Genomic DNA, 22,342 nt, shown 5'->3' on the forward strand with positions numbered 1-22,342 from the left:
AATGGTTCAGGTCGGATTACTGCTCAGCGACGTACCGAAATCGGTGAGTCCTGCCCAGCAGTTCAAGGATGTTCTGCGCATCGTCGATGCGGCACAGGAAAACGGTTTCACCTATATCGCAATCGGTCAGCATTTCCTCTACGGCGATCTGCGATGGCTTCAGCCGGTCCCCCTGCTGGCGCGACTGGCCGCGCACGTCGAACCGCACGTCAAGCTGGTCACCCAGATCATGATTGCGCCGCTGTACCACCCGGTCATGCTCGCGGAGGAGATCGCGACCCTGGACGTGGTCACGGAGGGACGCCTGATCTTCGGTGCAGGTCTCGGATACCGACCCGAAGAATTCGACTACCTCGGAATCCCGTTCAAGGAGCGGGCCGGCCGTTTCGACGAGTCGCTCCAGGTCATGAAGAAGCTGTGGACGGAAGATGAGGTCTCCTTCCAAGGAAAGTACTTCCAATTGGACGGTGTCCGACCACACCTTCGACCGGTTCAGGACCCGCATCCACCGATCTGGATCGGTGCGCACGCTATGGCCGGGGTGCGTCGTGCCGGAAAGTACGGTGACGCCTACGCGACTCCGCCGGAGACTCCGAAAGAAGAAGTCCTCGAAAGATTCCGCGTCGTCCGGGACCTGTTCGCCGAGCGCGGCAAGGAATTCGGCCCACAACCGTTGCGTCGCAACGTCCTGGTCGCAGATACCCGCGAAAAGGCGATGCAGGAGTACGCGCGTGTGGCGCAGGGGCGCTACCTCACGTACATGAACAAGGGCCTCGACGTCATGAGTGGGACCGATCTCGAGAACGAATTTGCGAAGGCAGTGTCGGGGCACGCCGTCGTCGGCGATCCCGAACAGGTCGTTGCCCAGCTGACCGATCTCGTGACCACACTTCCGGTCGATCCGCTGCTGATGCGTCCGCAGTGGCCGACCATGGACGCGGATGAGACGATCGCCGCGATCGCCCGGCTCGGCAAGGAAGTGGTCCCCTCGATCACTGCAATCCCAGCGAACCGAGAGTTGTCATGATGCAGACCTACAATGATCTCCAACCGACCTTCGCGGATCCCGAAACGTGGACGCTCGATCATGTCCTGCGGACTTACGCTGCCTCCCAACCTGAATCGGAGTTCCTTGTCACCCCCGAAGAGGGGCGCAGATTCTCCTACGCCGAGATGCTCACCTCGGCGGAGAAGGTGGCAAGCACGTGGTACAGAGCCGGCGCGGAGGTGGGCGACCGCGTTGTCATCATGGCCCAGAATTCGTCGCAACTCGTACGCAGCTGGTTCGGCGCGGCCGTCGGAAATCTTGTCGAGGTTCCGATCAACACCAACTACGAGGGTGAGTTCCTACGTCACCAGGTCGTCACCGTCGAGCCACGCTGGGCAGTGATCGATGCGGGATTCGCCGAGCGTTTCGTCGCGGTTGCCGAGCACGCCCGCGGGATCGAGAAGTTCTGGGTCATCGACGACGGAGCCGGAAACCGCGGTGCCGCAATCGAACTGCTGCGTTCGAATGGCTGGGCGGCCGATGAGTGGGAGTCGCTCGAGGCCGGCGAGATTCAGGCACTGCCGAAGGCGACGCCCGAGGAGCTCGGGGCGATTTTCTTCACCTCCGGAACCACCGGCCCTTCGAAGGGCGTGGCGATGCCGCATTCGCAGCTGTACTTCTTCGCACAGGAAGTCGTTTGCTTCACTCGTCTCACGAAGGACGACACCTACCTGACCACCACGCCCCTGTTCCACGGCAACGCCCAGTTCATGGCCGTGTACCCGGCCTTGATCGCCGGTGCACGTGCGGTCGTGCGGCCGAAGTTCAGCGCGAGCCGGTGGATCGACCACGTACGCGACGACGGCGTCACCGTCACCAACTTCGTCGGTGTCATGATGGATTTCGCCTGGAAACAGCCGCCCCGTGACAACGATCTCGACAACAAGCTGCGGTGTGTCTATGCGGCGCCGACGGCGAGTTCCATCGCCGAGGACTTCAAGAAGCGCTACGGCATTGAGGCATTCGTCGATGCCTTCGGCCTCACCGAGACGTGCGCACCGATCATCGCTCCCTACGGCGTACCACGCCCACCGGGCGCGGCGGGCCTTGCTGCGTCACAATGGTTCGACATCCGACTGGTTGATCCCGAGACGGATCGCGAAGTGGAGGTCGGCGAGATAGGCGAGTTGGTGGTTCGACCGGTACAGCCCTGGACCTGCAGCATGGGCTACTACAACATGCCCGAGAAGACTCTCGAGGCGTGGCGCAACCTGTGGTTCCACACCGGGGACGCCCTGAAGAAGGACGAGGCCGGTTGGTTCTATTTTGTGGATCGTTACAAGGATGCCCTGCGTCGTCGAGGTGAGAACATCAGTTCGTACGAGATCGAGCAGGCGGTTCTCGGGCACCCGGCGGTCGTAGAGTGCGCCGTGATCGGTGTGCCGGCCGACGTCGAGGGTGGCGAGGACGAAGTGCTCGCCGTCGTGGTGTCCAACGGAGGCAGTGCGCCGGATCCCGAGGAGATCCTCTCGTGGTGCGAAGGTCGTGTGCCGGCATTCGCGATCCCCCGGTACGTCCGCCTCACGGACGAGCTTCCGAAGACACCGTCGGAAAAGGTACGTAAGACCGACCTCCGCGACGAGGGAATCACTCCCGATACATACGACCGCGCCGCGGTTCGTGACACCGACCGCTCCGCGGTCCCCGTGGTCTGACGCCGAGGAAGGTTTGGAAGATGGACTTCACCACGAACGAAACCCACGAAGAGATCCGCCAGGGAATTCGCGAACTGTGTAAACGATTCCCCGACGAATACTGGGCCGAGCACGATAGTTCCCATGAATTCCCGTGGGAGTTCTACAACGCCATGGCCGACGGCGGCTGGATGGGTCTCACGGTGCCGGAGGAGTACGGCGGCGGGGGGCTCGGCGTCACGGAGGCCGCGATCGTCGAACGTGAGATCGCGGCGTCGGGCGCCGGGATGGGCGGGTGCAGTGCCGTTCACATCGGCATCTTCGGATTCGAACCGATCATCCACCACGGCTCCGAGGAGATGAAGCGAAAGTACCTGCCGCGCGTCGTCACGGGTGAACTCCACACATCGTTTGCCGTCACCGAACCCGACGCCGGTACCGACACCACCAATATCCGGACCTTTGCGAAGAAGGTCGACGGCGGCTGGGTCGTGTCCGGTAAGAAGGTGTGGATCACGAAGGCGCAGGAAGCCGAACGCATGCTCCTGCTGTGCCGCACGAGCCCCCGTGACGAGAATGCCAAACGCACCGCCGGCATGACACTGATGTTCGCCGAAATGGACCGCAGCAAGGTCCAGATCCGCCCGATCCCGAAGATGGGCCGCAATGCGGTCGATACCAACGAGTTGTTCATCGACGAGCTGTTCGTCGCGGACGAAGATGTCGTGGGTGAGGTCGGGCACGGGTTCCGCACAATTCTCGGTGGCCTGAACGCCGAACGGGTCATCTCCGCGAATGCGGCTCTCGGTATCGGCGAAGCCGCGCTCCGGCGGGGTGTCGAGTATGCGAAGCAGCGTGAGGTGTTCGGGCGTCCGATCGGCCAGAACCAGGGCATCGCCTTCCAGCTCGCCGAGGCGCGTATCCGTCTCGACGCCGCGGCGGCGGTGCTCGACAAGGCGAGCTGGATGGTGGACCAGGGCTTGCCCTGCGGTCGGGAGGCGAACGCAGCGAAGTTCCTGTGTGCCGAAGCGGGCTTCTATGCCGCGGACGTCGCGTTGCAGACCCACGGCGGATTCGGCTATGGCAAGGAGTTCCACGTCGAGCGCTACTTCCGTGAGGCGCGGTTGATGCGGATCGCTCCGATCAGCCAGGAAATGGTCCTCAACTACACCGCCGAGCACGTGCTGGGCCTGCCGCGAAGCTACTAGGAGACACCGTGCAGCCGTATCGTTCGATTCTGTTCGTGCCGGGGCATCGCCCGAAGTGGGTGGCCAAGGCGATCGCCGCAGGGGCCGACTGCGTCGTGCTCGATCTCGAGGACTCGGTGCCGGCCGCAGAGAAGGAGGCCGCCCGCGCGACTGTGGCCGAATCCATCGGCCGGGTGCGGGAAACCAATTCGGAGGTCGGCCTTTTCGTCCGCGTCAACCCGCTTGCGACACGGCTGACCGGCGCCGACCTCGAAGCTGTCGTAGTGCCCGGACTGACCGGCATCTTCGCACCGAAGATCGAGCAGGCGACCGATGTGCTCCGATACGATGCGCTGCTCGATCACTTCGAATTGCGCAATGGTGTCGACGGCCTCGAATACATCGTGCCGGTAGAGACGGTCAAGGCCATCCAGAACTGTCGGGAAGTGGCGTCGGCGTCGCCCCGGGTCGGGGCGATGATCGGGCCGTCGGCCGAACACGCCGACATCGCGCGTGAGGTCGGCTACGAATGGACGCCCGAAGGGCAGGAGACCCTGTACCTGCGCAGCCGAGTACTTCTCGCATGCCGGGAAGCAGGCATCCACGCGCTGACAGGCCTGTGGGAGGATCTCGAAAACCTGGACGGTCTCCGCGAATTCGCGGTGCGTGGTCGGCAACTGGGCTTCCGCGGGATGATCGCGATCCATCCGACGCACGTCGACACCGTCAACGAAGTATTCAGTCCCTCGCAGGAGGACCTCGCGTTCTACCGTGGCCTGGCCGAAGCCTACGAAAAGGCAGAGGCCGAAGGCGTGGGTGCCCTCCGGTATCGAGGCCTCCACATCGACAAGGCCCATTACGACAAGGCAATTCAATGGCTCGACCGGGCCGAGACGATCCTACGGAAGGGTGAGCGCTGATGCGCGGGTTGTACTTCGAAGAGTTCGAGGTGGGGAAGCACTACAAGCACGCTCTGACACGCACGGTGACAGAGATGGACAACGTCCTGTTCACCTCGCTGACGATGAACGTGCAGCCGCTGCACCTCGACGAGGAGTTCGCGAAGACCACGATCCACGGTCAACGCGTCATGAACAGCCTGTTCACCGTCGCGTTGATCGGTGCGTTCCATGTCCCGGAGTTGACGATGGGTACGACCCTGGGCAACCTCGGCTACGACAAGGTGAAGTTCCCCCACCCGGTCTTCCACGGCGACACCCTCCGTGCCGAGACCACGATCCTGAAGAAGCGCGAATCCGAGAGCCGCACCGACAGCGGCATCGTGTGGTTCGAGCACAAAGGATTCAACCAGCGCGACGAACTCGTCTGCCTGCTCGAGCGCGTCGGCCTGATGATGAAGTGCCCCGCAACCGAGGAAGGTGCCTGATGACTACAGCAGCAGAGACCGAATTCCCTTTGAAGGACTGGGTTCCCGAGACCCGCACACTGCTCTTGGGCGGCCGTGAGGTCGAACCCGCCGGTGAGACCTGGGACGTGTACAACCCTGCGACCGAGGGCGTCATCGCCACCGTCGGCGGGGCCTCCCTCGATCAGGTCGACGCTGCCGTCTCGGCGGCACGGGAAGCATTTCCGGCGTGGTCCGCGCTGAGCGGCGAGGAACGGTCCCGCTATATCCACCGGTTCGCCGACGTGCTCGAGAAGGCGGCCGACCGGTTGCTGCCCTCCATCGTCAACGAGGTGGGCACACCGGTGGCGCTCGCAGAGTATCTGCAGGTCAAGATGGCCGTCGACGAACACCTACGCTGGGCGGCCGAAGCCGCGAAGACCGACCGCACGATCCACCTCGGCGAGTACGACAAGCCGGTGCCGACGATGAGCGATGTCGTGTACGAGCCGGTCGGTGTGGTCGCTGCGATCACCGGCTACAACTACCCGCTCAACCTCGCGATCTTCAAGTTCGGTGCTGCACTGGCTGCCGGCTGCACCGTGGTGCTGCTGCCGTCACCGCGGACCCCGCTGACCACGCTGTTCCTCGGCGACCTCATCCGCGAGGCCGGGCTCCCTCCGGGCGTGATGAACGTTGTCATCGGTGGCGCCGATGTGGGGCAGCGTTTGTCGTCGCATCCCGGCGTCGATCGCGTCTCGTTCACCGGATCCGACTGCGTGGGCGCCAAGATCATGGAGCAGGCCGCGGCCAACCTCGCTGGTGTGACCCTCGAGCTCGGGGGGAAGTCGCCCAATATCGTGCTTCCGGGTGTCGATGTGCAGAAGATCGCCGTGGAGATGCACCTGCGATGGTCCCGCAACGGCGGGCAGGGTTGTGCGGCGCTGGCACGACTGCTGGTCCACGAGGCCGTGTACGACGAGTTCCTCGAGGCCGGCGCCTCCGCGTTCGACCAGATGGTCGTCGGCGATCCGTGGGACCGTGCCACCAATATCGGTCCCATGATCCGCCCCGACCACCAGGGCCGGGTCCGGGGATTCATCGAGGATTCGGTCGCCGAGGGCGGCAAGAAACTGCTCGAAGTCACCAAACCGCTTCCGGACAAGGGATGGTACGTCAATCCCGTACTGCTGGGCGGTCTTTCGCCCGACTCCCGCGCCGTCCAGGAGGAGATCTTCGGGCCCGTTGCGGTGATTCTGCCGTTCAAGGACACCGAGGAAGCCATCCGACTCGCGAACGACACACCCTACGGTCTCGCCGCCAACGTCTGGTGTGACGATCCGGTCGAGGCCCGCCGGGTCGCCGAGAAGATCCGCGCCGGCACGGTGTGGATCAACGGGGGTGGCGCGATGCGTCCGGACGCACCCTTCGGTGGCTACGGAAAGTCGGGTATCGGGCGCGAGCTGGGTGAGTGGGGCATGCGCGAATACCTCGAGGTCAAGCACATCCAGTGGCGGATCTGATCCGCTAGCAAAGGTATTCGGCATTAGATTGAGGAGACGACGATGAACGCATCCGGTGTTGGCCCCCTCGCGGGCATCAAGGTGCTCGAGCTGGGGACGATGTACGCCGCGCCCACCGCGGGGCGCATGCTCCGCGACTTCGGCGCGGATGTCGTCAAAGTCGAGGATCCCGCGACGGGCGACTACGCCCGGCAATGGGTGCCGCAGAAGGAAGGCTTGTCGCTGGGATTCTCGAGGCTCAACGCCGGCAAGAAGTCTCTCGGCATCGACCTGCGATCCGAACAGGGCCGGGAGCTCGTGCGCAAGCTCGCGGCGGACGTGGACGTCGTTGTCGAGTCGTTCCGTCCCGGCCGGCTCGAGGAATGGGGTCTGGGCTACGAGACGCTCAGTGCCGAGAATCCCGGACTCGTCCTGGCGCGCGTGTCGGGCTTCGGTCAGACCGGGCCGAACCGGACGCTGCCCGGCTTCGGCACCGTGGCGGAAACGGCCAGCGGTTTCGCTCACGTCAACGGCTGGCCGGACTCGCCTCCGACATCTCCGCCGTTCGGTTTTGCCGACTCGATCGCCGGCCTGTCGGCAGCGATGGGTGTATCGATGGCCCTGTACAAGCGGGAACGTACCGGACAGGGCGACGTGGTCGACGTCGCCCTGTACGAACCGCTGATGTTCATCATCGGCGACATGTTCCTGCGCTACACGGCTCTGGGGGAAATCCAGCAGCGCATCGGAAACGCGACCGGCGCGGCGTCGCCGCGCGGCATCTACGAGGCGCAGGACGGACGATTCCTGTCCATCGCGGCTTCCAACCAGGGCATTGCCAAGAGGCTGTTCGCCGCGATGGGCAAGCCCGAGATCATCGAGGATCCTCGCTTCGCGACCAACGCTGCCCGCCTCGAGAACAACGACGAGGTGCAGGCGTTCGTCAAGGAATGGGTCGGTTCGATGCCGCGGGCGACGGTCCTGGAAACCCTCGAGAAGTTCGAGGTCGTGTCCGCGCCGGTCAATGACGCGGCGGATGTGGTGGCGGATCCGCACTTCCAGGAACGCACCCTCGTCGAGATCACCGGCAACGACATCATGAAGGGTGTGCTCACCCCCGGTCCGGTGTTGCACCTGCAAAGCTACGACGGACCCGCCTACGACGGTGTTCCCACCATCGGCGAGCACACCCACGAGGTACTGGCCGAGCGGCTCGGCCTGACGGCCGATGATCTCGGCGCGCTCATGGCAACCGGGGTGATCAGCGCAGCCTGATCGTCGTCCCGGGGCTCACGTACCCGATCGTTTCCCGCACTCCGCGAACCGGATCGAACTCTGCTCGAGGTCGATCCGGCTCCGGGTGTGCCCCGCTGCGGCGGCCGACGTACCAGGAGGAGGGCACATGCGCTTGACCATCGGATCCGGATCGGCCTACGCCAACGACCGACTCGAGACCGCCGCCGCGATGGCGGACAGCGGATGCGTCGGCTACATGGGATTCGACTGTCTCGCCGAACGCACCATGGCTCTTGCACAGATCCGCAGGATGAACGATCCTGCCGCGGGGCAGGACGAGCGGATCGGCGCCCTCGTCCCGATTTTGAAGTCGTTCCTCGAATCGGGTGGGCGGGTCGTGGGGAACTTCGGGGCAGCCAATCCGGACGCGGCGGCCGCGGACTTCGGTGCCGGTCTCGCTCGGCTGGGCATCACGGGCACCCGCATCGGCATCATCCGCGGCGACGATGTTCGCGACACCGTCGTCTCGCAAGACCTCGACCTGCCCGAACTCGGCACGAGCACCCGTGCGCTCGGCGAACGGATCGTGTCGGCCAATGCGTACATCGGTGCCGACCCGGTCGTCGACTGTCTGCAGCAGGACGCGCAGATCGTCCTCGGTGGGCGACTGGCAGACCCGTCGTTGTTCGTCGGCCCGATCTGTCACGAACTCGGCTGGGCTCTCGACGACTGGGACCGGGTGGCGCAGGCGACGCTCGCGGGTCATCTCCTCGAATGCGGGGTGCACAGCACCGGCGGAAACTTCGAGGACCCGCCGTATCGTGTGGTCCCCGATCCACACAATCTGAGCTTTCCGTTCGCCGAGATCGACGACGACGAACTGATCGTCACCAAACTCGACGGCACCGGTGGTGTCGTGGACCTGCGCACGACACGCACCCAGCTCTACTACGAAATACACGACCCCACAATCTATCTCACACCCGATGTCGTAGCCGACTTCAGCGGTGTACGCCTCGAGGAGGTGGGCAAGGACCGCGTTCGCCTGTCCGGAGCCCGAGGTTCCGCGCGACCGGACACTCTCAAGGTGCTCGTCGGTGTCGACCTCGGATACAAGGCGGTCGCCGAAATCTCCTACGGCGGCCCGGGCTGTGTCGACCGAGCTCGCCGCGCGGAGGAAATCGTGCGAAAGCGTCTCGAACCGATACGGGACCGAATCGACGAACTGCGCATCGAACTACACGGCGTGAACACGCTTTTCGGCGACCGAATGCGCGGCGGTGAACCGGCCGAGGTCCGGTTGAGGCTCGCTGCTCGCGCGCTCGATCACGATGTCGCCAAGGCTGCGGCCTACGAGATCGAATACCTGTACTTCGGGCCCGCCGGCGGCGGCGGGGTGGTCACCTCGGTCGTGCCCGCAATCGTGGTCACACCTGCTCTGCTGCCGCGCAGCGAAGTGCCCCTGTCCGTGGAGGTGATCTCCGCATGAAACTGCGTTCGATGGCGTACAGCCGCTCCGGAGACAAGGGCGACATCAGCAACATCTGTGTGTTCCCCCACGACGACCGCGACTTCGAGTGGCTCCGCGAGGTGCTCACCGCCGAACTCGTCGCGAAGACGTTCGGGGATCTCGTGGCCGGCGACGTGACACGGTACGAGATACCCGTCAACTGCTGCTTGAACTTCGTGCTCACGCGCGCCCTCGCGGGCGGTGTCTCGAAGTCGCTTCGTGTCGACCCGCACGGGAAGTCGTACCAGTCGCTGATCCTGGACATCGACCTGCCGGAGCGAGGGGAGCAGTCATGAGCCGCACTCTGCAGGAAGCCGCCCTGTACGGCGAGTCCCTGTACATCGACGGCCGGTGGGAAGCGGGACAGGGCGCGATCGTGGAGTCGGTCGATCCGGCCACGGAAAAGGTCCTTGCCCGGCACCGATGTGCCGACGAATTCCAGGCCGCCCTTGCGGTGACGGCCGCGCGCCGAAGTGTCGAGAGCGGGGAATGGCGCACCGCCGACCCCGACCGGCGCGCCAAGGTGTTGCGCCGGCTCGCCGACCTGATCGACGAACACACCGACGAACTCGTCGACCTCGTCGTGCGGGAGGTCGGATCGCCGATCACCTTGGCACGCGCCCTGCAGGTCGGCCAGCCGGCAGTGAACCTGAGGTGGTTCGCGGACGCCGCGCTCCGCGGTCCACGCGGTGGGTACCGGGAACGGCTCCCCGGTATTCGCGGCGCGGTCTCGTCGGAGAGCGTGCTCGTGCGTGAGCCGATCGGTGTGGTGGCGGCGATCGTGCCGTACAACTATCCGCTGAACATGATCTCGTGGAAGGTCGCGCCTGCGCTCGCAGCAGGATGCAGCGTCGTGCTGTTGCCGTCGCCGCGCGGAGCGCTCTCGGCGCTGGCGTTCATGCGCCTCGCCGACGAAGCCGGGCTCCCACCCGGCGCCCTCAACCTGGTCCTCGGCGGTGCGGAGGTGGGAACCGTCCTCAGCTCCCATCCCGACGTGGACATGGTCAGCTTCACCGGCTCGTCCGTGGTCGGCTCCGCGGTGATGGCGCAGGCCGCCGCCACTCACAAGAAGGTGGTGCTCGAACTCGGCGGCAAGTCGCCGAACATCCTGTTGCCCTCCGCAGATCTCCGGTCGGCGGTCGGGCCGTCCATTCTGCGCTTCTGCCGCAATGCAGGCCAAGGCTGCGGCGCCACGACACGTATCCTCGTGCCCGAGGATCGTGTCGACCAGTTCGTGGATCTGGCAGCAGGTTTCATCGACGAGGCCGTTCCCACCGGGGATCCGTTCGACGAGCGTACCGAGGTCGGCCCTCTCATCTCGGCCGAGCATTTCGACCGGGTTCGCGGCTACCTCGACCGGGCGGTCGCCGCCGGAGGCCGCGTCGCGGTCGCCGGAGAGCGCCCTGCCGGTCCCGGATGGTTCCTGCCCCCGACCCTGGTCACCGGTGTCTCCAACGACGCCGAGATCTGCCGCGACGAACTGTTCGCTCCAGTCGCGGTGATCCTGCCTTACCGGACTGTCGACGAGGCCGTCGCGATCGCCAATGACTCCCCTTACGGACTCAATGCGAGCGTCTTCGGTGAGCTGGACGAAGCCCTCGCGGTCGCGGGGCGGCTCGACGCCGGCACGGTCGCGATCAACGGCGGCGGCCCGATGCGTCCCGACGTGCCGTGGGGCGGGTCCAAGCGCAGTGGCACCGGTGTCGAGATGGGCGAGGACGGGTTTGCGGAGTTCTTCCGGATCAAGCACCTCAACTGGCAGGTGCCGTCGTGATTCCCGGTGCCGCGCACGCGCCTGCGTACCCGCTGGCCGTGGAGCCCGCCCCCGGTGACGATATCCACGCGGCGTTCGGGGACCGGACCGTGCCGTGGCTTCTCGGCCGATACCGCAATGCGCAACCCGGCAAGATCTTTCTCACGTGGGAACCCCACACCGATGCGCTTGCGCAGCACTGGACTTACGAGGAGTTCGGCGCCGCCGTGGACCGGCTCGCCGCCGGACTACAGGCCCGCGGTATCGACCCCGGCGACCGTGTCGTGCTGCTGATGGACAACTGCCCCGATTTTCTCGTCGCGTGGTCGGCGATCGTGTCGATCGGTGCGGTCGCGGTATGCCTCAACACCCGAAGCAGCGCCGACGAACTCGCCTACTTCGACGAACACTGCGCGCCCCGAGGGGCGATCGTCCAAACGCGTATGGCGGAGACACTCACCGCTTCGATGCCGGGGCTGTCGTGGCTCGCCACGACGACCGGCACCGAGGCGTTCGACGACTCCGTGGGGACTGCTGCGGCGGACGGCACGCTCGCACAGCTCACAGAAATCGCGCCGACCCCGGCACCGGTGGTGATCGACCCACTGGCGCCGGCCACCATCCAGTACACGTCGGGGACCACGGCCCGGCCCAAGGCCGTGGTCTGGACGCACGCGAACTGCCTGTGGGCAGGACGCACGAACGCCGCCCACGCCGGGTTGCGCCACGATGACGTCGGGCTGATCACGCTGCCGTTGTTCCATACGAATGCTCTGGGTTATTCGTTTCTCGGCCTGCTGTGGGTCGGCGCGAGCATCGTGCTCACCCCCGGGTTCTCGGCGTCACGCTTCTGGGACGTCTCGGTCCGGAATCGGTGCACATGGGTCTCGGTCGTTTCGTTCATGCTCCGTGCCCTCGGCGAGCGGCCCGTCCCCGACGATCACTGCTACCGGCACTGGTCGGGTAGTTCGACCGTGATGTGGGGGTCGAGCGGCATTCGCACGACCGGATGGTTCGGCATGACCGAGACGGTGTCCCATCCGGTCGTGAGCGAACTGGCCCACCCCGACCCCGACGGGTCGATGGGGCGACCCGCCCCCGAGTACGCCGTGGCCGTGGTCGACGAGGACGGTCGCCCGGTCGAGACCGGCACCGTCGGCGAACTGTGGGTGCGAGGCACCGCGGGGGTGTCGCTGTTCGCGGGCTACTACCGCAACAACGACGCGACACGCGAGGCCTTCACCTCGACCGGATGGTTCCGCACCGGCGACCGCGTGCGTCAGAACCACGCCGGACGCCTCTGGTACGTCGAACGGGCGAAGGACATGCTCAAGGTCGGTGGCGAGAACGTCGCAGCCGCCGAAGTCGAGCGGGTCGTGTCGACCGTCGACGGCGTGCGGGAGGTCGCGGTCGTTGCCGCACCCGACCGCATGCTCGGCGACGTACCGGTCGCATTCGTCATCCCGCTTGCGCACGTCGAACCGGACGCGCTCCTGTCCGACATCGAGCACACGTGCGCGCACATGCTGGCGGACTTCAAACGTCCGCGCCGTATCCACCTCGTCGAAGAAATGCCCCGATCGACGCTGAACAAGATCGCCAAGGCGCGCCTGCGGGCGTGGCTGGCCGAACCGACGGGGACAGCACCGACGGGATAGGAGAACCTACATGGAACTCGGCGTGATCCTCGGCGACGTGCACAGCACACTGTCCCCGCGGGAACATCTCGACGGCCTGCTGCGGCAGGTCGAGGCGGCGCAACGCAACGGCGTGCGATACATCGTGATGGGCCATCACTACCTCTACGGCAATCTGCGCTGGCTTCAGCCGATCCCGACGCTCGCAAGGCTCGCTGCCGAACTCGATCCCGGTGTGCGGATCGGCACGATGGTGGTGCAGGTCCCCCTGTTCCACCCGGTTGCGCTCGCCGAAGAACTCGCGACGCTCGACATCCTCACCCGCGGGCAACTCGTCGTGGGGGCCGGGGCCGGATATCGACGCGAGGAATTCACCGCCTTCGGAGTGGATTTCGAGCAACGGTTCGCGATGATGGACGAGGCACTGCAGATCGTCCGGATGCTGTGGACCCAGGACGAGGTCACCTTCCACGGACGGTTCTGGACCCTCGACGGGGTACAGACCCACATTCGTCCGTGGCAGGATCCGCACCCGCCGATCTGGATCGGAGCCCTGCGCGATTCGGGTGTGCGGCGTTCGGCGCGCCTCGGCGACGCCTGGCCGGTGACCCCGGAAACTCGGACTTCCGATATGCGGCGCATGTTCGACGTGTACGCCAAGGCCCGTCGCAAGCACGGCCTGCCACTGGTGTCTCGTCATCCGTTGCGGCGAGAGATCGTGCCGGGAGCCACGACCGAGGACGCTTTCCGACGGTTCGAGTCGATGGCACGTGACCGGCTGCTGGCGTACGCCCGGCGCGAACTGGTCACGCGCGACACGGAGGCGCTGACAGCACGGTTCCGGCAGGTCGCGGAGAAGGAAGCGATCATCGGCACTCCGGACGAATGCCTCACTCAGCTAAGGGATCTCGCCGCGCAGGCTCCGGTGGATCCGGTGATCGTGCGCGCACAGTGGCCCGACATGACTTCGGACGACGTCGTGGCCTACCTCGACGATCTCGGCCGCGACATCGTCCCCGGCCTCGACGAGATCGTCTCGATCGACGCCCGTTCGCTCGAGACCCACGCGGAGAGCGAGCACCCGACCCCGACAGGAGCGGCGAGATGACTCTGGACGATCGGCTCAGCGGAAAGAATTGTCCCGTTGTCGACTTCGACCACAACTCCGCCGACCACGCTGCCGATCCGGTCGGCTCGTATCGCCGGTTGCGCGAACTCGCACCGGTCGTCCACACGCCCCACCATGGTGGATTCTGGGTGTTCACCGATTACGAGAGCGTGTTCGAGGCCGCACGCGACGACCGGACCTTCTCCTCGGCGCGGTGTCCCTATGGCGGTGAGGGCCTGGCCACGGTCATCCCCAAGACTCCCGTCAACCATCACATCCCCGTCGAACTCGACCCACCCGATCATCGCAAGTACCGCAAGCTGATCAATCCGTTGATGTCCCCGGCCGCAGTCGAACACCTGCGTCCCATGATCGAGAAGTACACGACGTGGTTCATCGACCGCGTCATCGAGGACGGCCGGTGCGACTTTGCGTCGGTCATCGGTGTGCCCGCGGTGGTGACAATCGATTGGCTCGGATTGCCGCCGCAGGACTGGGAGCGTTACGCCCACGCACACCATGCCGCGCTGTCGGAACTTCCAGGCACACCGGAGTTCGACCATGCGATCGATGTCGAATTCCCGTGGATGGAAGCGCAGCTGAGATCGGCGATCGCGGAGCGTCGCACCGATCCGCGCGACGATGTGCTGTCACGGCTGGTGGCGTCCGAGGTGGACGGGCGCCCCGTGACCGATGATGAGGTGTTCGCGATCGCGGAGTTGTTGATCTCGGGAGGTGTCGGTACCACCGCCTCGCTCATCGGCCAGACGTTGATGTATCTCGACGGCAACCGTGCGCTCCGTCGGATCCTGATCGAGAACCCGCAGAAGATTCCCCGCGCGATCGAGGAGTTCCTCAGGGTGTTCGCTCCTACTCAGGCATTGGCACGTACGGTTACTCGCGACACCGAGTTCGCCGGCCATCGTTTCCGTACCGGCGACCGGGTGCTTCTCGGCTGGGCGTCGGCCAACCGTGACACCAGGGCGTTCGCCGATCCCGACACCGTCGACATCGAACGCTGGCCGAACCGGCACACGTCGTTCGGGATGGGGGTTCATCGCTGCGCAGGCTCTCACCTCGCCCGCGCGCTGTCGGTCGACATGCTCGGCCGGATCCTCGCCCGCATGCCGGACTACGAGATCCTCCACGGACAGGTGGTGCCGTTTGCGCACCAAGCGGTCAATCCTGGGTGGAAGAGTATTCCGGCCCGGTTCACGCCGGGTCGCCGGATCGGATCCGGCGATGGACCGTACCTGCCGTCCGCCGGTGAGTAACTGGCACTCAACATGTTTCGGAACGACCGCGTTTCCGGGAACGTTGACACAAGACGCCCTATTGTGAGCATAATCATACGCATCAATCCTGTGGTACTTGCCTTTCGCTGACGCGGAGGCGAAGAGAAGGGCGGCTGCACAGTGGGATTCGACGACATGGTCGTTCTCGTCACCGGTGCTGCGAGAGGTCAGGGACGCAATCACGCGGTGCGCTTCGCGAGTGAAGGCGCCCGCATCATCGCTCTCGACCTCTGCGCGCCCGTGAGCGGAGCCCCGTACGACATGGCTACACGTGCGGACCTGGACGAGACAGTCCGGCTGGTCGAGGCCGAAGGCGGGCAGATTCACGCCGCGGAGGCGGACGTCCGCGACTCCGCGGCGGTTGCCGACGTCCTGGCGAAGGGTGTCGAGCGCTTCGGCCGCCTCGACGTCGTCATCGCGAATGCGGGTATCGCGGGGAGCTTTCCGGTCGAAGACCTTACCGATGAGATATGGCGCGACATGATCGACATCAACCTCACCGGCGTGTGGAACACGGTCAAGGCATCCGTTCCGCACCTGCGTGCCGGGGGGAGGGGTGGGAGTGTCGTTCTCATCAGCTCGATTGCGGGCCTGAAGGGGCTTCCCAACAATGCCCATTATGCCGCCGCGAAACACGGTGTACTCGGCATCATGCGAAGCCTTTCGAACGAGTTGGGCCCCGACAGGATTCGGGTCAATGCGGTGTTGCCCACCAATGTCGAAACACGCATGCTGCTCAACGACGCCATCTACAAACTGTTCCTTCCCGACGCGGAGAACCCCACCCGCGACGAGGTCGAACCGCTCTTCCACGGCATGCATGCGCTCGACGTTCCGTTCGTGCAACCCGACGACGTGAGCAACGCGGTGCTCTTCCTCGCCGGCGCGCAGTCACGCTACGTCACAGGTATTGCCATGCCGATCGACGCCGGCGCTCTGGTGAAGTGATGGCCGACCAGGAAAAGACCGGTAGCTCCGGGCATTCCACCGATGCATTCGAAATCGGGCAATTGGTGGCACGCTACGCCCTGGCCATCGACGATCACGATACGGACGCACTGGCGGAGATGTACGTGCCCGACGCAGAATTCATCGGCCTCTCGGACACGCCCCAAGGCAGAAGCGAAATCGTCCGCTACGTGCGGGAGGCGCTCACCGGATACGACGCGGTCAGTGTGCACACACCGCATTCGAGCGTCGTGGACTTCGCGGACGACGATACGGCGTACGGCATCGTGCCCTGTCACGTCGAGTTCGCGCAGGACGGCGTGCAGATGATCCTGGCCGTCCGGTACTACGACCGATACGTCAGGCACGACGGACGGTGGCGTTTCGGCTCACGCCGGCTCGAAGTTCGCTACGCGTCGCCGGTCGATGGGTACAGCACCGTCCTCACGACGGCACCGGCTCGGCTCTGAGAGAGGAATTGCGATGCGCAAATACGAGGAAGCGGATACCTACGACATCGTCGTGCTCGGGAGCGGCGCCGCGGGACTGTGCGCGGCGCTGTCTGCGGCCCGCTGTGGCGCACGTGTCGGCGTGTTCGAGAAGGGTGAGCTGCTCGGCGGGACCACATGCCTGTCGAGTGCTGTGGCATGGCTGCCGAACAATCGGTACGCGAGCGAGGCGGGTATCGCCGATTCGCGAGAGCAGGCTCTCGCATATCTCGAGTCCCTGTCGCACGGGATGATCCTCCCCGAACTGGCGGAGGCGTTCGTCGATACCGTTCCGGAACTGCTGGACTGGCTCGACACGACTCCGCTGAAGATGCGGCTGGTCCCCGGCTACCCCGATTACCACCCCGAACGGTCGGGTGGATTGCCTTCCGGCGGAAGGTCCCTCGAGCCAGAACTGTTCGGCTTCATCGATCTCGGAAGATGGGAGGACAAACTTGTCGGAGTGCCGCGTCGCATGACCGTCGGTGAAACCCCCATCGGCGGAGGCACCGGGCATCTCGAGCATGAAGTGCTCGAAGAGCGGGAACGCGATCGGGTCGAAGGACTGGGTAGGGGAATGGTCGCCGCGCTGCTCCAGGGCTGCCTCGACGAGGGCGTCGCCGTGCATACGGAACATCGCGGGGTGCGACTACTCCAGGACGAGTCGGGCCGCGTGAACGGTGTGCGGTTCGAAACCGAAACCGGGTCGCGGGATGTAAACGCCCGCGGCGGTGTCGTACTCGCGACCGGTGGTTTCGAATGGGACAGCGCACTGCGCCGAGATTTCCTGCGCGGACCGATCGAGCATCCGGCCACCGTACCCACCTCCACCGGAGACGGACTGCGAATGGCGATGCGTGTCGGCGCGCAGCTCGGCAATATGCGTGAAGCGTGGTGGGCGCCCGTCGCGGTCATTCCCGGTCGAGAGGCCAACGGCGTGCAGGCGGTGCAGCTCGTTCACCGCGAACGCACCGCGCCGCACTCGATCATGGTCAACCGTCTCGGGCGGCGCTTCACCAACGAGGCGACCAACTACAACGCGCTCGGTGGCGCGTTCCACCAGCTCGACGCGCACGAGTTCGCCTATCTCAATCAGCCCTGCTGGCTGATCTTCGACGCCGACCACCTCGAAAAGTATGGTGCGTTCGGAGCGGCCCCGGGCACCGACGCGCCGGAGTGGGTGGTACGCGCCGACACTGCGGCCGATCTGGCGCAGCGAATCGATGTTCCCGCGGACGCCCTCGAAGCGACTCTCGACAAGTGGAACGCGGACGTCGCACGTGGACGCGACAGCGAGTTCCTCAGGGGCGAAAGCATCTACGATGGCTTCGTCGGAGACAAGTCCGAGTACCCGGGCGTGGGTTCGACGCTCGGTACGGTCGCTCGTGCACCGTTCTACGCGGTCAGGATTCACAGCAGCACGCTGGGTACGAAGGGCGGCCCCCGCACCGACGGTGACGGCGCGGTCCTCGACGTCGACGACCGGGTGATCGAGGGCCTGTTCGCTGCGGGCAACGTCATGGCAGCGCCGACAGGCATGGTGTACGGCGGCGCCGGTGGAACCCTCGGACCGGCGCTGGTCTTCGGATATCGGGCCGGGCGGGCTGCGGCGCGTGGCGCAGATCGGACGCTCGGGTCCTCGTCCGGATCGGTCGATGCCCTCGGCGAGCCGGCCTCGGCTTGACGGTTCAGCGGAGCGACCGGTACGCGTCGGCGACGATGTCCAACGCGTGCCGGATCTGCTCCGGACCGACCGTATACGGAAGTCGAAGGTAGCGTTCGAAGGCGGCGTGTACCCCGAACTGAGGCCCGGCGACAAGCAGCACTCCTCGCTGAAATGCGGCGGTACACAGTTGCGTCGACACCGGGCGTGGCATTTCCACCCAGACGGTCATACCCCCACGATTGGGGTACACGCGCCAATCGGGCAGAGTCCGCGCCAGGGCATCGAGCAGTACTGCTCTGCGTTCGCGTAACGAATCACGTCGGCGTTCGAGGATCTCGGGAGCCGACAACAGTTGGACGGCGGCAAGTTGGTCGGGCATCGACGTTCCGAGGTCGAATCCTGTCCGATACCCGAGCTGTTCCGTCCATCTTCGGCGGTTTGCACCTCGGTCTGGTCTACTCGATCCTCGGTGTGGTGACGGCCGAACTGATCGCCTCACGGAGCGGGGTGGGGCAGCTGCTGCAAAAGTACGCGGGGTTGTTCCAGACCGCGGAGATGTATGCCGTACTGATCTCCTTGCCGTGGTTGCGGGGCTGATCAACGCCGGCATGACTCGCCTCGAGAGCACGATTCTGCGATGGCAGCCCGATCAGCCGTGACGAGTACTTGCGCGACACCCCCGGCGCGGAGTCCTATGGGACGCGCGCCGGGGGTGTGCGTGTCGTCAGCCGGGTCTGACCACACACCGGAAGCCGATGTGTCCCGTCGACGAATCCTCACTCCGACCCTGCCGGGCCGCCGGTCGGTACCTCAGGCAGTAGTTCGGTGCGCACAGGTGTGAACCACCTTTGATCACTCGGCGTGGTCGCGGTGCGTCGACCGGGTGTTCGGCCACGGTGATCCGAGGGTTCCGCGGTATGCAACATGCGGATGCGGGTGCCACGTTCTTGCCGCTGCTGGCGTGGTCGCCGGTGAAATAGTCGACCGTCCACTCCCAGACATTTCCCGCCATATCGTGCAGGCCATACGGATTGGGCGGAAAGGCGTGCACGGGGGAGGTGCGGCAGTAACCGTCCTCCTCCAAGTTCTGCCACGGGAACTCCCCCTGTCACACGTTCGCTCGCGGACCGCCGGGCAGGTCTTCGTCACCCCAGACGAAATGCTTGCCCTCGAAGCCGCCGCGGGCCGCGAATTCCCCTCCGCCTCGGTCGGTAGGTCCTTGCCGGCCCATTGTGCGTACGCGAGTGCGTCGTCGTGGGAGACGTGCGTGACCGGATGGTCGTCCCGGTTGTCGCATGTGCTGCCGTGCCCTCCGGATGTCGCCAGTCCGCGCCCGGCGTCCACGACCACCATCGGGTGTAATCGTTCGAGCGGCACCGGATGGTCCGGCGGATCGAAGACCAGTGATCCCGATACGAGCAGTTCTGCGGGGGCGTCGGGGAAATCGGCCGGATGGGGCGAGATCTCCGCGGTCGTCACGTATCCCGTCGCGACGGTGAACTTCCGGAACTCCGCGACGGTCACGGGGTGGACGTCCATCCAGAAGCCGTCGACGCCGACGTGATGAACGGGTCGTTCCTCCGGGTAGAAGTGGGCGGAACCCATCGCAAAGGTGCCACCCGGGATGTGTTGCATCGTGGCAAGGAGATCGGTGGGGGCGGACGCTCCGCAGCGGTCGAATTGTCCTGGTTCCATGTGAGCTCCTTGGAGGCGTCGTCCCGCAAGCGGGACTTTCGGATCTCGCTGTGCAACTAGATAATAATGATGATAAGCATTAAAGTGTCGTCGGTCACACCATTACAAGAATCGGAACGGAGCGCACATGGGGCGGGTAAACGACAAGGTCGCGCTGGTCACGGGTGCTGCGCGAGGTCAGGGCCGATCGAATGCCGTTCGTCTTGCCGAAGAAGGCGCCGACGTCGTCATCCTCGACTCCTGTAAGGACATCGACACCGTCGACTATCCGCTCGCCACCACCGACGACCTCGACGAGACGCGCCGTCTTGTCGAAGCCACCGGCCGCCGGTGCCTCTCCCGGGTTGCCGACGTCCGTGATCAGGACGCCCTGGATCTTCTCGTTTCCGATGCGGTCGAGCAGTTCGGCAGGATCGACATCGTCAGTGCCAACGCCGGCATCGTCAGCTTCACGCCCACGTGGCACCTCAGCGACGAGGAGTGGCAGAACGTCATCGATGTCAATCTCACCGGTGTCTTCCACACCGTGCGTGCGGTCGTACCCCACATGATCGAGCACGGCGCAGGTGGGGCGATCATCCTCACCAGTTCGGTCGCGGCGATCAGGGCAAGCCGCAACCTCGGGCACTACGCCGCCAGCAAGGGTGGTGTCGTGAGCCTCATGCGCACCCTGTCCAACGAGCTCGGTGAGCACGGAATTCGGGTGAACACGCTCAATCCGGGCACCGTGAGGACCGACATGATCGAGAACGACGCGATGTATCGCATCTACCGGCCCGATCTCGAATCGCCGACGCAGGACGACATCGTCGAACACTGCCGCCGCCGCAACGAACTCGACGTCCCCTGGGTCGAAGCCGTCGACATCAGCAACGCCCTGGTGTGGCTCGCCTCCGACGAGGCACGCTACGTAACCGGGGTCGTGCTGCCCATCGACGCCGGCCTCCTCGCGAAGTCCTAGAACCACCGCCCCTCGGGGTTCGTCTCGGAAGGAAATGCACGATGGAAAGCCCTGCCCGCTGCCCGGTGATCCACTTCGATCACAACTCGCCGGAACACTCGGCCGATCCTGCCGGTTCGTACCGGAAGATCCGCGAATCGGTGAAGGTGGGTTGGACGGAAGCCCACGGTGGCTACTGGGTTCTGTCCGATTACGCCTCGGTCTTCGATGCAGCACGTGACGACGAGGTCTTCTCTTCTCGCCGAACCGAATACGGCGGAGAGGGACTCTCGGTCGTCATACCCAAGACGCCGCATCACGATCACATCCCGATCGAGCTCGACCCACCGGAATTCCGCAAGTACCGCAAGATCGTCAATCCGATATCGGCGCCCGCTGCTGTCGAGAAGATGAAGGCGATGGTCGACCGCCACGTCGCCGGTTTCATCGACAGCGTTATCGAGAACGGTAAATGCGACCTCACGTCGGTGATCGGCGTGCCTTCCATCGTCACCATCGAGTGGCTCGGCCTCGACGTCTCCGAGTGGCGCCGCTACTCGGGGGCGCACTTCCAGGTGCTCGCCGGCATTCCAGGGACCCCGGAGCACACGCAGGCCGTCGAGGTCGACTTTCCGTACCTCGCCGAGCGCATCCGGCAGCGGATCACCGAGCGTCGCGCCGATCCCGAGGACGACATCATCAGCTACCTGGTGCAGCAGGAGGTCGACGGAAAGCCGCTCGACGACCACGACACCTTCGCGATCGTCGATCTGCTCATCTCGGGCGGCGTCGGTACCACCGCCTCATTGGTGAGCAACTCGCTGGGCTGGCTTGCCCGGAACCCCGACGTTCGGCAGCGCCTCATCGACGATCCGAGCCTCATGGACCACGCCGTCGAGGAGTTCTTGCGGTACTTCTCGCCGACGCAGGCACTCGCTCGCACCGTCATGCGCGACACCGACTTCCACGGCTGTCCGATGAAGAAGGGTGATCGTGCGCTGCTGTCGTGGTCGTCGGCGAACCGCGACCCGCAACTGTTCGACAGTCCTGATGAGGTCGACATCGACCGCTGGCCGAACCGGCACACCGCGTTCGGGATCGGTGTCCACCGGTGTGCCGGTTCGCACCTCGGCCGATACATGTCGCACGCTCTGATCAGCCAGGTGCTGCAGCGGATGCCGGACTACCGGGTCGACGTCGACGCGCTGGAGCCCTACCCGCGCCAGGGCGTCAACTCCGGCTACCAGCGAATCCCGGCGACATTCACCCCGGGCAAGCGGACGCTGACCGACTACACCCTCATGTGACGTCGGGTCGGGCCGCGCGGAGAGCGCGGACCCACCTTCCGTA

The 22,342-nt window shown here is 65.2% G+C and carries 21 protein-coding genes and 1 pseudogene; 19 read left to right on the plus strand and 3 right to left on the minus strand.

Annotated elements, in window-relative coordinates; all coding sequences use genetic code 11:
* Nucleotide 1: 1 nt before the first annotated feature.
* From Q8814_RS00530 to Q8814_RS00605, 16 genes are all read left to right on the plus strand, one after another.
* A complete protein-coding gene (locus Q8814_RS00530; RefSeq protein WP_330150033.1) occupies nt 2-1,027 on the plus strand; it encodes an LLM class flavin-dependent oxidoreductase in 1,026 nt (341 codons plus the stop codon).
* A complete protein-coding gene (locus tag Q8814_RS00535) occupies nt 1,027-2,703 on the plus strand; it encodes an ATP-dependent acyl-CoA ligase (protein WP_330150034.1) in 1,677 nt (558 codons plus the stop codon). The genes Q8814_RS00530 and Q8814_RS00535 overlap by 1 nt, the downstream gene beginning before the upstream one ends.
* Before the next feature lie 20 nt (nt 2,704-2,723).
* The gene (locus tag Q8814_RS00540) at nt 2,724-3,890 is read left to right on the plus strand and encodes an acyl-CoA dehydrogenase family protein (RefSeq protein WP_330150035.1); all 1,167 of its coding nucleotides are present in this window, start codon (nt 2,724-2,726) and stop codon (nt 3,888-3,890) included.
* An 8-nt stretch (nt 3,891-3,898) separates the two neighbouring features.
* The gene (locus Q8814_RS00545; protein ID WP_330150036.1) at nt 3,899-4,789 is read left to right on the plus strand and encodes an HpcH/HpaI aldolase/citrate lyase family protein; all 891 of its coding nucleotides are present in this window, start codon (nt 3,899-3,901) and stop codon (nt 4,787-4,789) included.
* The gene (locus Q8814_RS00550; RefSeq protein ID WP_330150037.1) at nt 4,789-5,256 is read left to right on the plus strand and encodes a MaoC family dehydratase; all 468 of its coding nucleotides are present in this window, start codon (nt 4,789-4,791) and stop codon (nt 5,254-5,256) included. Before Q8814_RS00545 ends, Q8814_RS00550 begins: the two co-directional genes overlap by 1 nt.
* The gene (locus Q8814_RS00555) at nt 5,256-6,737 is read left to right on the plus strand and encodes an aldehyde dehydrogenase family protein (RefSeq protein ID WP_330150038.1); all 1,482 of its coding nucleotides are present in this window, start codon (nt 5,256-5,258) and stop codon (nt 6,735-6,737) included. The genes Q8814_RS00550 and Q8814_RS00555 overlap by 1 nt, the downstream gene beginning before the upstream one ends.
* A gap of 42 nt (nt 6,738-6,779) precedes the next feature.
* Complete coding sequence (locus Q8814_RS00560) at nt 6,780-7,991, plus strand: CaiB/BaiF CoA transferase family protein (protein WP_330150039.1); 1,212 nt, start codon at nt 6,780-6,782, stop codon at nt 7,989-7,991.
* A gap of 127 nt (nt 7,992-8,118) precedes the next feature.
* On the plus strand, nt 8,119-9,441 hold the full coding sequence (locus Q8814_RS00565; protein WP_330150040.1) for an acyclic terpene utilization AtuA family protein: 1,323 nt from the start codon (nt 8,119-8,121) through the stop codon (nt 9,439-9,441).
* A complete protein-coding gene (locus Q8814_RS00570; RefSeq protein WP_330150041.1) occupies nt 9,438-9,758 on the plus strand; it encodes an AtuA-related protein in 321 nt (106 codons plus the stop codon). Before Q8814_RS00565 ends, Q8814_RS00570 begins: the two co-directional genes overlap by 4 nt.
* Nucleotides 9,755-11,236, plus strand: a complete 1,482-nt coding sequence (locus tag Q8814_RS00575) for an aldehyde dehydrogenase family protein (RefSeq protein ID WP_330150042.1) — start codon at nt 9,755-9,757, stop codon at nt 11,234-11,236. Before Q8814_RS00570 ends, Q8814_RS00575 begins: the two co-directional genes overlap by 4 nt.
* Nucleotides 11,233-12,873 carry an AMP-binding protein gene (locus Q8814_RS00580; protein ID WP_330150043.1) on the plus strand — a complete coding sequence of 547 codons (1,641 nt, stop codon included), beginning with the start codon at nt 11,233-11,235 and terminating at the stop codon, nt 12,871-12,873. Before Q8814_RS00575 ends, Q8814_RS00580 begins: the two co-directional genes overlap by 4 nt.
* Nucleotides 12,874-12,883: 10 nt before the next feature.
* Nucleotides 12,884-13,960, plus strand: a complete 1,077-nt coding sequence (locus Q8814_RS00585) for an LLM class flavin-dependent oxidoreductase (protein WP_330150044.1) — start codon at nt 12,884-12,886, stop codon at nt 13,958-13,960.
* Nucleotides 13,957-15,234 carry a cytochrome P450 gene (locus Q8814_RS00590; RefSeq protein WP_330150045.1) on the plus strand — a complete coding sequence of 426 codons (1,278 nt, stop codon included), beginning with the start codon at nt 13,957-13,959 and terminating at the stop codon, nt 15,232-15,234. The genes Q8814_RS00585 and Q8814_RS00590 overlap by 4 nt, the downstream gene beginning before the upstream one ends.
* A gap of 141 nt (nt 15,235-15,375) precedes the next feature.
* Complete coding sequence (locus tag Q8814_RS00595; RefSeq protein WP_330150046.1) at nt 15,376-16,203, plus strand: mycofactocin-coupled SDR family oxidoreductase; 828 nt, start codon at nt 15,376-15,378, stop codon at nt 16,201-16,203.
* Complete coding sequence (locus tag Q8814_RS00600; RefSeq protein WP_330150047.1) at nt 16,203-16,673, plus strand: nuclear transport factor 2 family protein; 471 nt, start codon at nt 16,203-16,205, stop codon at nt 16,671-16,673. Before Q8814_RS00595 ends, Q8814_RS00600 begins: the two co-directional genes overlap by 1 nt.
* Before the next feature lie 13 nt (nt 16,674-16,686).
* The gene (locus tag Q8814_RS00605) at nt 16,687-18,375 is read left to right on the plus strand and encodes an FAD-dependent oxidoreductase (protein WP_330150048.1); all 1,689 of its coding nucleotides are present in this window, start codon (nt 16,687-16,689) and stop codon (nt 18,373-18,375) included.
* Between the two features lie 4 nt (nt 18,376-18,379).
* Here Q8814_RS00605 and Q8814_RS00610 read toward each other — a convergent pair whose 3' ends face one another.
* Nucleotides 18,380-18,736, minus strand: coding sequence for an aminotransferase class I/II-fold pyridoxal phosphate-dependent enzyme (locus tag Q8814_RS00610; RefSeq protein WP_330150049.1), 357 nt, complete (start codon nt 18,734-18,736; stop codon nt 18,380-18,382).
* Nucleotides 18,737-18,795: 59 nt separating this feature from the next.
* Here Q8814_RS00610 and Q8814_RS00615 point away from each other — a divergent pair, with 59 nt between their 5' ends.
* Nucleotides 18,796-18,954 carry a hypothetical protein gene (locus tag Q8814_RS00615; protein ID WP_330150050.1) on the plus strand — a complete coding sequence of 53 codons (159 nt, stop codon included), beginning with the start codon at nt 18,796-18,798 and terminating at the stop codon, nt 18,952-18,954.
* Nucleotides 18,955-19,081: 127 nt separating this feature from the next.
* On the opposite strand, the gene Q8814_RS26480 is transcribed toward Q8814_RS00615, so the two are convergent.
* Both Q8814_RS26480 and Q8814_RS26485 read right to left on the minus strand, forming a co-directional pair.
* Nucleotides 19,082-19,408 carry a formylglycine-generating enzyme family protein gene (locus Q8814_RS26480; RefSeq protein WP_408015788.1) on the minus strand — a complete coding sequence of 109 codons (327 nt, stop codon included), beginning with the start codon at nt 19,406-19,408 and terminating at the stop codon, nt 19,082-19,084.
* 200 nt (nt 19,409-19,608) lie between these two features.
* Nucleotides 19,609-20,052: pseudogene (locus tag Q8814_RS26485) on the minus strand (SUMF1/EgtB/PvdO family nonheme iron enzyme); the annotation flags it as partial.
* 127 nt (nt 20,053-20,179) lie between these two features.
* Here Q8814_RS26485 and Q8814_RS00625 point away from each other — a divergent pair.
* Together Q8814_RS00625 and Q8814_RS00630 are read left to right on the plus strand one after the other, a co-directional pair.
* A complete protein-coding gene (locus Q8814_RS00625) occupies nt 20,180-21,013 on the plus strand; it encodes a mycofactocin-coupled SDR family oxidoreductase (protein WP_330150051.1) in 834 nt (277 codons plus the stop codon).
* A gap of 41 nt (nt 21,014-21,054) precedes the next feature.
* Nucleotides 21,055-22,299, plus strand: coding sequence for a cytochrome P450 (locus Q8814_RS00630; protein WP_330150052.1), 1,245 nt, complete (start codon nt 21,055-21,057; stop codon nt 22,297-22,299).
* Nucleotides 22,300-22,342 lie beyond the last annotated feature (43 nt).

The sequence above is a fragment of the Rhodococcus chondri genome (genome assembly GCF_036327435.1).
Taxonomy (GTDB): Bacteria; Actinomycetota; Actinomycetes; order Mycobacteriales; family Mycobacteriaceae; genus Rhodococcus; species Rhodococcus chondri.

Coding starts and splice junctions, on each gene's coding strand:
- Q8814_RS00530 (WP_330150033.1), top strand. CDS start 2: ATGGTTCAGGTCGGATTACTGCTCAGCGACGTACCGAAATCGGTGAGT.
- Q8814_RS00535 (WP_330150034.1), top strand. CDS start 1,027: ATGCAGACCTACAATGATCTCCAACCGACCTTCGCGGATCCCGAAACG.
- Q8814_RS00540 (WP_330150035.1), top strand. CDS start 2,724: ATGGACTTCACCACGAACGAAACCCACGAAGAGATCCGCCAGGGAATT.
- Q8814_RS00550 (WP_330150037.1), top strand. CDS start 4,789: ATGCGCGGGTTGTACTTCGAAGAGTTCGAGGTGGGGAAGCACTACAAG.
- Q8814_RS00555 (WP_330150038.1), top strand. CDS start 5,256: ATGACTACAGCAGCAGAGACCGAATTCCCTTTGAAGGACTGGGTTCCC.
- Q8814_RS00560 (WP_330150039.1), top strand. CDS start 6,780: ATGAACGCATCCGGTGTTGGCCCCCTCGCGGGCATCAAGGTGCTCGAG.
- Q8814_RS00565 (WP_330150040.1), top strand. CDS start 8,119: ATGCGCTTGACCATCGGATCCGGATCGGCCTACGCCAACGACCGACTC.
- Q8814_RS00570 (WP_330150041.1), top strand. CDS start 9,438: ATGAAACTGCGTTCGATGGCGTACAGCCGCTCCGGAGACAAGGGCGAC.
- Q8814_RS00575 (WP_330150042.1), top strand. CDS start 9,755: ATGAGCCGCACTCTGCAGGAAGCCGCCCTGTACGGCGAGTCCCTGTAC.
- Q8814_RS00585 (WP_330150044.1), top strand. CDS start 12,884: ATGGAACTCGGCGTGATCCTCGGCGACGTGCACAGCACACTGTCCCCG.
- Q8814_RS00590 (WP_330150045.1), top strand. CDS start 13,957: ATGACTCTGGACGATCGGCTCAGCGGAAAGAATTGTCCCGTTGTCGAC.
- Q8814_RS00600 (WP_330150047.1), top strand. CDS start 16,203: ATGGCCGACCAGGAAAAGACCGGTAGCTCCGGGCATTCCACCGATGCA.
- Q8814_RS00605 (WP_330150048.1), top strand. CDS start 16,687: ATGCGCAAATACGAGGAAGCGGATACCTACGACATCGTCGTGCTCGGG.
- Q8814_RS00610 (WP_330150049.1), bottom strand. CDS start 18,736: ATGCCCGACCAACTTGCCGCCGTCCAACTGTTGTCGGCTCCCGAGATC.
- Q8814_RS00625 (WP_330150051.1), top strand. CDS start 20,180: ATGGGGCGGGTAAACGACAAGGTCGCGCTGGTCACGGGTGCTGCGCGA.
- Q8814_RS00630 (WP_330150052.1), top strand. CDS start 21,055: ATGGAAAGCCCTGCCCGCTGCCCGGTGATCCACTTCGATCACAACTCG.